This window comes from Pyxidicoccus fallax (genome assembly GCF_012933655.1).
Classification (GTDB): Bacteria; Myxococcota; Myxococcia; order Myxococcales; family Myxococcaceae; genus Myxococcus; species Myxococcus fallax.
In genome coordinates, this window is the sequence record NZ_JABBJJ010000028.1 from 1 (window position 1) to 11,438 (window position 11,438).

Here is an 11,438-nt window from a genome sequence, read left to right on the forward strand (position 1 = left end):
GGGCGGGCCGGAGTGGGAGGAGCTGCGCCAGATGAAGGCGCGGGGCTACCGGGCGGAGGTCTGGTACGTCCGGCTGGAGCGGGAGGAGGCCATCGTCACGGAGCACTGGCGGCTCCAGGGGGCCCTCCCGGCCCGTCCGGTGGATACCCGGGGCGAGCGTCAACTGTCACTGACGCTTCGCGGTGATGAATTCTTGTTTTCGCCCGGGCTCATGTAGGCTAGCCGCCTCGGAGGCAGGGCCCGTTCGGGCCGATTCATGGAAGAGCCCCTCAAGCAGCTACTGACCCTCGGGCGCGGCTACTTCGAGAAGAAGCAGTACGCCCAGGCCGAGCAATACCTCGCGAAGATCGTCGAGCAGAATCCGACGTTCGCGGACGTATTCAACATGCTCGGCATCATCTACCACGACCAGGGCCAGTTCGCCCGGGCACAGCGCGCCTTCGAGTCGGCGCTCAAGCTCAACCCCGCGTACACCGAGGCGGCCCTGAACCTGGCCGTCATCTACAACGACATGGGGAAGTACGCCGAGGCGAAGGAGGTCTACCAGTCCGCGCTCTCGCAGCAGAAGGCGGGCCCCGGCGAGCTGGACCCCTACGTCGAGAAGAAGATCGCCAACATGTACGGCGAGATTGGCGACGTCTACGCCTCCAGCGGGGCGTGGGCGAAGGCCATCGAGGAATATCGGCGGGCGCTCGGACTTTGCCCCCAGTTCGTGGACATCCGCCTCAAGCTGGGCAATGCCTTGCGAGACGCGGGTGACAACGCGGCGGCCCTCGTCGAGTACGAACAGGTCATCGCGCAGAACCCGGCTTTCATCCCGGGCCGTATCCAGTATGGAGTGGCGCTGTACTCGGCCGGGAGACGGGCGGAGGCGGTGACGGTGTGGGAGGACGTGCTGGCGCGCAGCCCGGACAACAAGAGCGCGCAGATGTACCTCAACCTCGTCAAGGACCCCGGCAAGGCGGAGCAGGCAGGTTGAACACCATGGACACCTCAAAGACCTACGCCCTCAAGTTCATCTCCGGGAAGTACCAGGGTGGCGAGTTCCCGCTGAAGGCGGACAAGCAGGTCGTCATCGGCCGCTCGAGCGAGCTGGACATGGTGCTCGTCGAGGACATGGTCTCTCGCAAGCACGCGAAGATCGTCTTCTCCGACGGGAAGATCACCATCGAGGACCTGGGCTCCACCAACGGCACCTTCGTCAACGGCGAGAAGGTGAAGCAGGCCCGCCTGAAGGAAGGGGACCGCATCCTCATCGGGACCTCCATCCTCAAGCTCGTCCACCAGGGCGCCGACGGCGCCAACGTCGACGAGAGCATGGCCAAGCAGAAGCTGGAGGAGGCCGCCGCCGCCCAGGCCGCGCGCACCACCAACAAGGCCAGCTCCATGACGGGGAAGATTGAAGAGATTCCCCTGCCGGACCTGCTGCAGCTCTTCCACACGTCCAAGAAGAACGGCGTGCTGGTGGTGATGGGCGACCAGGAGGGGCGCATCTACCTGCGCCAGGGCCGCGTGTACTACGCCGTCATCGGCGAGAACCACAACCTGGGTCCGCAGAAGAGCTTCAACCGCATCATCACCTGGGAGACGGGCGACTTCGAGCTGCGCCCCGCGGACAACCAGGAGTTCATGGTGGAGCTGGACTCGTCCACCGAGGCGCTCCTGATGGACGCGCTCCGCCAGCTCGACGAGTTCAAGCGCCTCCAGGCGAGCCTGCCGCCGCTCAACGCGGCGCTGGCGCTGGCCTCGCCGCTGACGCCGCCGCTCAAGGAGCTGTCGCCGGAGCTCCTGGACGTGCTCCAGCTCGTCCACAACTACGGCTCGCTCGGCGCGGTGCTGGACCGCGCGGACGCGGACGACGTGGTGACGGCGGAAGCAGTGGTGCAGCTGTTGAAGCGCGACTACATCCGGCAGGCGTGACGGACTTTCGCGGCCTCATGGGCCGCGAGCAGGGAAGGGGAGAGCACCATGGCGGACGAGCAGCCGGTGAAGCCGAAGCGCCTCACCGAATTGAGTCACTGCGCGGGCTGAGCGGCGAAACTGCGGCCCGCGGACCTGGCGCAGGTCCTGCGCCACCTGAAGACTGCTGAGGGTCCTCACGCGTTGGTGGGCTTCAACACCAACGACGACGCGGCCGTCTATCGTCTTTCGCCCGGCATGGCCGTGGTGGAGACGGTGGACTTCTTCCCGCCCGTGGTGGACGACCCGTTCCAGTTCGGGGCCATCGCCGCGGCGAATGCCCTGTCGGACATCTACGCCATGGGGGCGCGGCCCCTGTTCGCCCTCAACCTGGTGGGCTTCCCGGACGGCCAGCCGCTGAAGGTGCTGTCGAGGATTCTCGCTGGCGGCCAGTCCAAGGCGGACGAGGCGGGCATCCCCATCCTCGGTGGCCACAGCGTGAGGGACCCGGAGCCGAAGTACGGCATGGCCGTCACCGGCGTGGTGCACCCGAAGAAGGTGCTCACCAACGCGGGCGCGAAGCCGGGCGACGTGCTCCTGCTCACCAAGCCCCTGGGCTCGGGCATCGCCACCACCGCCATCAAGCGGGGCGTGGCCTCGAAGCAGCTCTCCAAGCGCGTGGTGGCGGTGATGTCCGCCCTCAACCGCGCCGCGGGGGAGACCTTCGCTTCGGGGAAGTTCAAGGTGAACGCCCTCACGGACGTGACGGGCTACGGCCTCCTGGGCCATCTGCTGGAGATGATGACGGGCGCGAAGGCGCGCGCGGCGCTCGACCTGGAGCGCATCCCGCTCATCACCGAGGTCGCCGGGCTGGCCGAGCAGGGCGTGGTGCCCGGTGGCACCAAGGCGAACCTCGCCCACGTGAAGAAGAAGGTCCGCTTCCCGGAGGGGCTGCCCGAGCACATCCAGTGGGTGCTCGCGGATGCGCAGACCAACGGTGGGCTGCTGGCCAGCGTGCCCGCCCGCCACGCGTTGAAGGCCCTCAAGGCGCTCGACGCGGCTGGCGTGGACGCGGCCCTCATCGGCGAAGTGCGCGAGGGCAAGCCCGGCATCGACGTCATCGGCTGAGCCCCCGGCCGTGCGCTGTCGCCGGACGGGCATCGGCGTAGAGCCCGCGGGCGGCGCCCGGAGCGCCGTCATCGGCTGAACGCCCGGGATTTCGCCCTTGGGGGACACCTCCGCTAGCATTCCGGCCGTCATGCCGTCGCCGCACCGCCCCCTCCTGGCCGTCCTCTCGCTGCTCTGCCTCGTCCCCGTCACCGCCGGGGCGGCGGAGCGGCCCGCGCGCATCGTCATCGACCCGGGCCACGGTGGCTCGCAGGAGGGCGCGAAGGGCCCGGGCGAGATGCGCGAGAAGGAGGTGGCCCTCCAGATTGCCCAGCGCCTGCGCTCGCGGCTGGAGGCGGCCGGCGGCGACGTGTACCTCACCCGCGAGCGCGACTCGCAGGTGTCCCTCACCGAGCGCGTGGAGATGACCAACGACCACGACGCGGACCTGTTCATCTCCATCCACGCCAACTCCATGCCCACGAAGAGGATGCGCGCGCGCACCGAGGGCATCGAGACGTACTTCCTCTCCGCCAACGCCTCCGGCGACGCCGCCCGCGCCGTGGCCGACCGCGAGAATGCCGAGGCCCCCGTGTCCCGCGCCGCGCGCGGCGACTCCACGCTGGCCTTCATCCTCCAGGACCTGGTCCGCACCGAGGCCCACACGGACTCGTCCCGGCTGGCGTACTCCATCCACCCGCGCCTCATCCGCGCCACCCGCGCCGCGGACCGCGGCGTGCAGCAGGCGCCCTTCTTCGTCCTCTCCGGCGTGGAGTGCCCCGCCGTCCTCGTGGAGGTGGGCTACATCTCCCATCCCCAGGAGGGCCTGAAGCTGGGCCGCTCGGAGTACCAGGAGAAGGTGGCCGAGGCCATTGCCGACGGCGTGCTGGCCTTCCTCAAGGACACCCGCCGGCGCGACGCCGTCCGGGGCCCCGAGGTGGCCGGCCCCGTGTCGCGGTGAGTGCACACCGGCGGTGCTAGACGCCCCCGGGAGGCGCGGCTCTGGTAGACAGGGCCCAGGTCGCCCCCTTCCCACCCATTTCCCAGGAGCCCGCCGTGCGTTCCTTCCAACGTGGTGCGCTGGACCTTCGCCCCGTCGTCCTCACCCCCAACGTCTCCCGCTACGCCGAGGGCTCCGTGCAGGTGGAGTTCGGCCACACCAAGGTGCTCGTCACCTGCTCCACGGAGGAGCGCGTGCCGCCGCACCTGATGGGCAAGGGCACCGGCTGGGTGACGGCCGAGTACGGCATGCTCCCCCGCGCCACGCACTCGCGGAACCAGCGCGAGTCCGCCAAGGGCAAGCAGACGGGCCGCACCATGGAAATCCAGCGCCTCATCGGCCGCTCCCTGCGCGCGGCGGTGGACCTGGCCACCCTGGGGCCCCGCACCCTCACGCTGGACTGCGACGTGCTCCAGGCGGACGGCGGCACCCGCACCGCCTCCATCACCGGGGCCTACGTGGCGCTGGTGCTCGCGCTGCGCTCGCTCCAGAAGGCGGGCACCCTTTCGAAGCCGCCCAAGCTGACGCCGCTGGCCGCCGTGTCCGTGGGCGTGGTGAACGGCGAGGTGCGCGTGGACCTGGACTACGACGAGGACTCCAACGCGGACGTGGACCTGAACCTCGTGGCCACCGCGGACGGCCGCATGGTGGAGCTGCAGGGCACCGCCGAGCACCAGCTGTTCGACCGCAAGACGCTGGACGCCATGGTGGACGGCGGGCTGGCCGCCATCCAGCAGCTCGTCGCCGCCCAGGCCAAGGTACTCGGATGACGGCGACGAAGCCCCGGCTCCTCTTCGCCACCACCAACAAGGGCAAGCTGCGCGAGCTGCGCGAGCTGGTGGGAGACGCGGTGGAGGTGGTGTCCCTGGCGGACCTGCCGCCCATGCCCGAGCCCGAGGAGGACGCCGACACCCTGGAGGGCAACGCGCTGAAGAAGGCCCGCGAGTATGCCCAGGCCACCGGCCTGCCCGCGCTGGCGGACGACTCCGGCCTGTTCGTGGACGCACTGGGCGGCAGGCCCGGGGTGTACTCGGCGCGCTATGCGCCAGGGGATGACCGGGCCCGCTATGAGAAGCTCCTGGCCGAGCTGGCCGGCGTGCCCGACGACCAGCGCACCGCGTCCTTCCAGTGCGCGCTGGCGCTGGTGAAGCCCGGGGGCGAGGCCCGGGTGGAGGTGGGCCGGTGCGACGGCCGCATCGGCCACGCCCCGGGCGGCACCCATGGCTTCGGGTATGACCCCGTCTTCATCCTTCCGGACAAAGGCCGGACGATGGCGGAGCTGACGGCGGAGGAGAAGTCGGCCATCTCCCACCGGGGCGCGGCCTTCCGGAAGATGAAGCCCCACCTGCTGGGCCTTTAGGCAGGCCGTCAGGCACGTTGGCCTTGCGCGTCCGTTCGCAATGGTTCAACAATGCCGGACTCTACTTCACGGGGCGTAGCGCAGCCTGGTAGCGCACCTGCCTTGGGCGCAGGGGGTCGGAGGTTCAAATCCTCTCGCCCCGACTTGAAGTAAAGCAGTGGGAAGAAGCAGGCGGCTCGGCCAGCTCCAGTAGCTCAGCTGGATAGAGCACCGGCCTTCTAAGCCGGGGGTCGCAGGTTCGAGCCCTGCCTGGGGCGCCAATCTGCCTGCTGGAGTCGTGACATTTGGGCCTTGAAAGGCCCCGGTTTCCACGATAGGGAAGCCGCCGCTTCAACGCCGTACGCAGTGACGGCGGCCATAGCTCAACTGGTTAGAGCGCCGGACTGTGACTCCGGAGGTTACCGGTTCGATCCCGGTTGGCCGCCCACCTTTTCCCGACCCGTTTCGTTCTGCGCTCGTAGCTCAACCGGATAGAGCACTGGGCTTCGAACCCAGGGGTTGGGGGTTCAAGTCCCTCCGAGCGCGCTCCTCCCCTTCGCGAGTCGAGCGGCCGGAACGGAAAACGCCCCCGCCACTTCCTCGCGGCGGGGGCGCTCCCTCACTTCTTCAGCGGTGTAACGACGCCGGCTCAGGCCTCGTGGGCCGCGCCGTTGCGGGCGCTGGCGGGGACGCGGCAGCGCAGCTCCGTCTCCGCCTCCAGCGCGGCCAGGTTCTCACGCATCGCCTTGGCCCAGCGCGCCTTCGGCTGCTCCATCAGCTTCTCGTTGGCCATGTCGATGGTCTCGCTCAGCTCCTCGTCGGAGAGCTCGGACGCCGTGCGGCCCTTGTAGGGGCCGAAGGCCACCACCACCGCGCTCGGCTTCGGGCGCGGCGCCGCCACCGCCTCGACCACCACTTCCTTCTCCGCCACCGGCTCCTCGACGGGAACGGCGGCGCGGGCGGCCTTCTTGCCGGGGCCGCTGACGGGGGCGGGCTCGGTCTCCACCGCGGCCTCCCGCGCGGGGGCGGGCGGCGGCACCGGCACGTCGATGTTGAGCGGCTTGTCCTCCCGAGCCTCCCGAGCCTCCCGGGCCGGCGGCGTGGGCGCCAGCGTGGGGAAGGACGCCTTCACCGGGCCCGGCTTCGAGCCCAGCACCTCGTAGGGGCCACCCGCGTGGAGCGGCTCCTCGTGCGAATGCGCGGACTCGAAGTCCTCGGCCGGCATCTCCTCGCGCACGTACAGGCCGCCGAAGGCCTCCGGGTACGCCTTGCGCAGGGCCGCCACGCGCGCGCACTTCTCAATCATCGTCGTGGGAATCTTCGCCCACAGCGGCGTCTGCTGGACGTAGCCGCTGAAGTCCAGCCACACCACCACCGGCAGCTTCCCGTCGCGCACCACGCGCGCCCAGGCCCCCACCAGCGCGCCCTTGCGCTTGGCCGGGTTGAAGCGGTGCACCACCTCGCCCTTGCCCTGGTCCACGATGATGTCGTCCTCGGCGAACACCGCGCTCGCCTGGATGCCCCGGAAGTCCGGGAAGCGCTCGGCCCGGGCGAGCATGCCCGCCTCCGAGGGCTGGAACTCGTACTTGGTGACCCAGTTGGGCCGCTCGCGGTTGCCGGCGTTCTGCCGGCGCGCCACGCAGAAGGCCTCCTTGAGCAGGGGGTCCAATCCGCTGCGCTTGCACTGCTCGATGAAGAGGGCGAACTCGTCGTCGCTGATGCCCTTGGGGCAGATGGTCCGCTTGACGAGCTCCACGCGCTCCCGGCTCCAGCTCCCCTGCTGCTGGGGGCCCTGGGCCGTCGCCGCGCCGTCCGCCTTCAGGTGGGTGTTGGCTTCCGTCACTGTCGTCTCCTGCATACGTCCTTCGCGAAAAGGGCGAACGACCTCCGTCCGCCCGCCTGGGTGCCGCGGCGGCGAACCCTCATGCGGCATGAGTGCCCACGAATGCTTCGCGGTGCTTCGTGTCCCGGAGTGCGGCTCATTCCCACGGTGAGTGGGGCCGGGACGAAAAGCGTGCCGTGGCCATGTTGAACATCCGGGATGGGCGCCGGCTTCGGCCCCGCCGGGAGCCGTTCCGGGGGCTGGCCGCCGGGCGAGCGGACCGGCGTCAGGTGCTGGCCCACGCATCCGTCAGATGATCAGCAGGCGGGAATGAAGGGGGGCCCGAAAATACTTTTTGACAGCACGGTCGGGCTTCTGTAGTTACCGCCGCCACCTGGACGTCGCGCTGACGACGCGCCGGGACAAAGCAGTGCCGGGAGCGTAGCTCAATTGGCAGAGCAATGGACTCTTAATCCATAGGTTGTGGGTTCGATTCCCTCCGCTCTCACTCCGGGGCCCCTTCAGAAATGGAGGGGCCCCGTTTCTTTTTCGGGCCTCTGCCGTCCACCGGACGTTTCGCGGTAAGACGGCGCACGGTGTCGACGCACCCGGGCGGGTGGCGAAACTGGTAGACGCACCAGACTTAGGATCTGGTACCGCAAGGTGTGAGGGTTCGAGTCCCTCCTCGCCCATTTCGCGTTGACCCGCTCGTGCCTATCCCCTAAAGGCGCACGTCCCACTTTTCTCCGCGCCGCCCGGGTTTCACGTCCAGAGGCGGGCGGCGAGCGAGGCCCGAATGAAGGTCCAGGTCGAGGAGCTCTCTCCCATCGAGAAGAAGCTCTCCATCGAGGTCGAGAACTCCCGCGTGGCCGAGGAGCTCAACCGCGCGTACTCCCGGCTCGGTCAGCAGGTCCGGCTGCCCGGCTTCCGTCAGGGCAAGGTGCCCCGCCGCATCCTGGAGCAGCGCTTCCGCGACCAGGTCGAGGACGAGGTCATCCAGCGCGTCGTCCAGGCCGCCTACGTCGAGGCCATCCGCGAGCACAAGGTGGAGGTCGTCGCCAACCCCCAGGTCACCAACTCCGGCATCAAGGCGGATGCCCCCTTCACCTTCGAGGCCCGCGTCGAGGTGAAGCCCAAGGTGGAGCCGAAGGACTACAACGAGCTGCCGCTCACGAAGACGGACACCGCCGTCACCGACGAGCAGCTCAACGACCAGCTCGAGCGCATGCGCCGCTCGCTCGGCCGCCTGGATCCCGTGACGGACCGCGACACCGCGGCCGCCAACGACTTCGTCACCGTGGACTTCGAGGCCACCATCGACGGCCAGCCGTTCACCGGCAGCAAGGCCGACGGCATCAGCGTCCAGGTGGCCCCCGGTGAGCTCGTCGAGTCCAAGATCGCCGCCCTGGAGGGCGTGAAGGTGGGCGAGGCCAAGGACATCGACTACGCCTTCCCGCAGGACTACCGGGTGGAGGAGGTGCGCGGGAAGACGGCGCGCTTCCACATCACCGTGAAGGACCTGAAGAAGGAAATCGTCCCCGAGCTCAACGACGAGTTCGCCAAGGAGACCGGCATCGCCCAGTCCCTGGACGAGCTGCGCACCAAGATGCGCACCGACATGGAGCGCTCGAAGAAGGCCCAGGTCGAGGGCGAGGAGCGCGAGGCCCTGATGAAGGTCCTCATCGAGCGCAACCCCTTCGAGGTCCCCCGCGCCATGGTGGAGCGCGCCATGGACTCCATGCTCCGCGGCGCCCTGCAGCAGCTGCAGCGCCAGGGCGTGGACCCCAGCCGCCTCAACCTGGACTTCAACCGTCTGCGCGAGGACATGCGCGAGAAGGCCGTCCAGGAGGTGAAGGGCACGCTCCTGTTCGAGGCCATCGCCGAGAAGGAGAGCATCCAGGCCTCCGACGCGGACGTGGACGCCCGCATCGAGCAGCTCGCCAACGAGGCGGGCCAGCCCGTCGCCGTCGTGCAGCGCTACTTCAAGGGCCCGGACGAGCGGCTCGGGTTGTCTCTCCGACTCCGCGAGGAAAAGACGATTGAATTCCTGAGGAGCCGGGCGAAGTATTCGTGAGGTTCACCTTCCGAGCTTCCGGTTCCTCACTGAGGTCGACATGCCCTTCATGCCCGTTCCCTACGTCATCGAGCAGACCCACCGCGGTGAGCGCTCGTACGACATCTACAGCCGGCTCCTGAAGGACCGCATCGTCATGCTGGGCACCGAAATCGACGATGACGTGGCCAACGTCATCGTCGCCCAGCTCCTCTTCCTGGAGTCCGAGGACCCGGACAAGGACATCAACCTCTACGTCAACTCGCCCGGTGGCTCCGTCACGGCCGGCCTCGCCATCTACGACACCATGCAGTACCTGAAGTGTCCGGTGTCCACCATCTGCGTGGGGCAGGCCGCCTCCATGGGGGCCGTCCTCCTGCTCGCCGGCGCCAAGGGCAAGCGCTACTCCCTGCCCTCCAGCCGCATCATGATTCACCAGCCGCTCGGCGGCGTGCGCGGCCAGGCCACGGACATCGAAATCCAGGCCAAGGAAATCCTCCGGATGAAGGCCAAGCTCAACGAGCTCATCGTCAAGCACACCGGCCAGTCCATCGAGCGGGTCGAAAAGGACACGGATCGCGACTACTTCATGGGCGCGACCGAGGCCAAGGCCTACGGCATCATCGACGAAATCCAGAGCCCCCGGAAGGTCGTGGGACTGGGCAAGGAAGAGAAGAAGTAGTCGGGTTTCCGGGGCCTTGGGGCCTCGGTTGGCGGCCGGAGTCGCGGGAATTCACACCCGCGTCTCCGGCTTTCTGCTTTCTGCGTCGTGCGAATCGCCCTGTTAAGTACCTGGAAGCCGCGTGGACGTTCCGGACATGGGCTGACTAGATTGGGCCAGAGGCAGGGGTAGGGGCGTTTACCAGGAGTGGGGGCCTTTCAGGCGCAGCGAGGGAATCAATGGCGGGCAAGAACGTGGAGAAGCGAGACAACCAGACCCTCTGCTGCTCCTTCTGCGGCAAGTCGCAGAAGGAAGTGAAGAAGCTCATCGCGGGGCCGACGGTCTACATCTGCGACGAGTGCATCGGGCTCTGCAACGACATCATCGCGGAGGAGATCGACCGCGAGGAGACCAAGGACACCAAGCTGCGCATCCCCCGGCCCTCTGAAATCAAGGCCGTGTTGGACGAGTACGTCATCGGCCAGGAGCGCGCGAAGAAGACGCTGTCGGTGGCGGTGCACAACCACTACAAGCGCATCGAGTCCAAGGTCGCCATGGAGGACGTGGAGCTCCAGAAGAGCAACATCCTCCTCTTGGGCCCCACGGGCAGCGGCAAGACGCTGCTGGCGCAGACGCTGGCGCGCATCCTCAACGTCCCCTTCACCATCGCCGACGCCACGTGCCTCACCGAGGCCGGCTACGTGGGCGAGGACGTCGAGAACATCATCGTCAACCTGCTCCAGGCGGCCGACCACGACATCGAGCGGGCGCAGCGCGGCATCGTCTACATCGACGAAATCGACAAGATTGCGCGCAAGTCCGAGAACCCCTCCATCACCCGCGACGTCAGCGGCGAGGGCGTGCAGCAGGCCCTGCTCAAAATCATCGAAGGCACGGTGGCCAACGTTCCGCCCAAGGGTGGCCGCAAGCACCCGCAGCAGGAGTTCCTGCAGGTGGACACCACCAACATCCTCTTCATCTGCGGCGGCGCCTTCGGCGGGCTGGATCAGGTGATTGAGCGGCGGCTGGGCGGGCGCAGCCTGGGCTTCGGCGCGGACATCCAGTCCAAGAAGCAGCGCAACCTCACCGAGCTGCTCAAGCACGTGGAGCCGGAAGACTTGCTGAAGTTCGGCATGATTCCGGAGTTCATCGGCCGCCTGCCCATCATCACCGCGCTGGAGGAGCTGGATGAGCCCGCGCTCATCAACATCCTCAACCAGCCGAAGAACGCGCTCACCAAGCAGTACCGCAAGCTCTTCGAGCTGGACGGCGTCACCCTGAAGTTCACCGACGGCGCCCTCAAGGCCATCGCCACCGAGGCCATCCGCCGCAAGGCGGGCGCCCGCGGCCTGCGCTCCATCCTCGAGTCGGCCATGCTGGACGTGATGTACGAAATCCCGTCCCGCAAGACGGCCCGCGAGGTGCTCATCTCCGAGGAGGTCATCCTCAAGAAGAGCGAGCCCGTCGTCCTCCACGCCCACGAGAAGGAAGCCGAGGCGAAGAAGGAATCCGCCTAGCGGCCACCACCACCCCTGGAGCCCCTCGCGGCGCCAGGGG

General features: G+C 68.2%; 10 protein-coding genes, 6 tRNA genes and 1 pseudogene. 16 read left to right on the forward strand and 1 reads right to left on the reverse strand.

The window, feature by feature from the left end; genetic code table 11:
* The 11 genes and pseudogenes from HG543_RS08525 to HG543_RS08575 form a co-directional block, all read left to right on the forward strand.
* Positions 1 to 217, forward strand: a pseudogene (locus tag HG543_RS08525) (hypothetical protein); the annotation flags it as partial.
* A 39-nt stretch (positions 218 to 256) separates the two neighbouring features.
* Positions 257 to 979, forward strand: coding sequence for a tetratricopeptide repeat protein (locus tag HG543_RS08530; RefSeq protein WP_169344200.1), 723 nt, complete (start codon positions 257 to 259; stop codon positions 977 to 979).
* A gap of 5 nt (positions 980 to 984) precedes the next feature.
* A complete protein-coding gene (locus tag HG543_RS08535; protein ID WP_169344201.1) occupies positions 985 to 1,920 on the forward strand; it encodes an FHA domain-containing protein in 936 nt (311 codons plus the stop codon).
* 66 nt (positions 1,921 to 1,986) lie between these two features.
* Positions 1,987 to 3,027, forward strand: a complete 1,041-nt coding sequence (gene selD, locus HG543_RS08540; protein WP_371876564.1) for a selenide, water dikinase SelD — start codon at positions 1,987 to 1,989, stop codon at positions 3,025 to 3,027.
* Positions 3,028 to 3,157: 130 nt separating this feature from the next.
* A complete protein-coding gene (locus HG543_RS08545; RefSeq protein ID WP_169344203.1) occupies positions 3,158 to 3,967 on the forward strand; it encodes an N-acetylmuramoyl-L-alanine amidase family protein in 810 nt (269 codons plus the stop codon).
* Between the two features lie 95 nt (positions 3,968 to 4,062).
* Entirely contained in the window at positions 4,063 to 4,776 is a 714-nt protein-coding gene (rph, locus tag HG543_RS08550) for a ribonuclease PH (RefSeq protein ID WP_169344204.1), read from the forward strand.
* Positions 4,773 to 5,366, forward strand: coding sequence for an RdgB/HAM1 family non-canonical purine NTP pyrophosphatase (rdgB, locus tag HG543_RS08555; RefSeq protein ID WP_169344205.1), 594 nt, complete (start codon positions 4,773 to 4,775; stop codon positions 5,364 to 5,366). Before rph ends, rdgB begins: the two co-directional genes overlap by 4 nt.
* 69 nt (positions 5,367 to 5,435) lie before the next feature.
* Positions 5,436 to 5,509 (forward strand) — tRNA-Pro (locus HG543_RS08560).
* Between the two features lie 40 nt (positions 5,510 to 5,549).
* A tRNA-Arg gene (locus HG543_RS08565) sits at positions 5,550 to 5,626 on the forward strand.
* 91 nt (positions 5,627 to 5,717) lie between these two features.
* Positions 5,718 to 5,791: transfer RNA gene (locus tag HG543_RS08570), tRNA-His, on the forward strand.
* A gap of 26 nt (positions 5,792 to 5,817) precedes the next feature.
* A tRNA-Arg gene (locus HG543_RS08575) sits at positions 5,818 to 5,891 on the forward strand.
* 103 nt (positions 5,892 to 5,994) lie between these two features.
* On the opposite strand, the gene bet is transcribed toward HG543_RS08575, so the two are convergent.
* Positions 5,995 to 7,188: a phage recombination protein Bet gene (bet, locus tag HG543_RS08580; RefSeq protein WP_439332602.1), complete on the reverse strand. Its 1,194-nt coding sequence runs from the start codon at positions 7,186 to 7,188 to the stop codon at positions 5,995 to 5,997.
* Positions 7,189 to 7,602: 414 nt separating this feature from the next.
* Between bet and HG543_RS08585 the strand changes: the two genes are divergently transcribed.
* The 5 genes from HG543_RS08585 (at position 7,603) to clpX (ending at position 11,398) form a co-directional block, all read left to right on the forward strand.
* Positions 7,603 to 7,675 (forward strand) — tRNA-Lys (locus HG543_RS08585).
* A gap of 102 nt (positions 7,676 to 7,777) precedes the next feature.
* Positions 7,778 to 7,859: transfer RNA gene (locus tag HG543_RS08590), tRNA-Leu, on the forward strand.
* A 104-nt stretch (positions 7,860 to 7,963) separates the two neighbouring features.
* Entirely contained in the window at positions 7,964 to 9,241 is a 1,278-nt protein-coding gene (gene tig, locus HG543_RS08595; protein WP_169344206.1) for a trigger factor, read from the forward strand.
* Between the two features lie 40 nt (positions 9,242 to 9,281).
* Positions 9,282 to 9,902 (forward strand): ATP-dependent Clp endopeptidase proteolytic subunit ClpP, encoded by a 621-nt coding sequence (clpP, locus tag HG543_RS08600; RefSeq protein WP_169344207.1) that lies wholly within the window; start codon positions 9,282 to 9,284, stop codon positions 9,900 to 9,902.
* 218 nt (positions 9,903 to 10,120) lie between these two features.
* Positions 10,121 to 11,398 carry an ATP-dependent Clp protease ATP-binding subunit ClpX gene (gene clpX / locus HG543_RS08605; RefSeq protein ID WP_169344208.1) on the forward strand — a complete coding sequence of 426 codons (1,278 nt, stop codon included), beginning with the start codon at positions 10,121 to 10,123 and terminating at the stop codon, positions 11,396 to 11,398.
* Positions 11,399 to 11,438 lie beyond the last annotated feature (40 nt).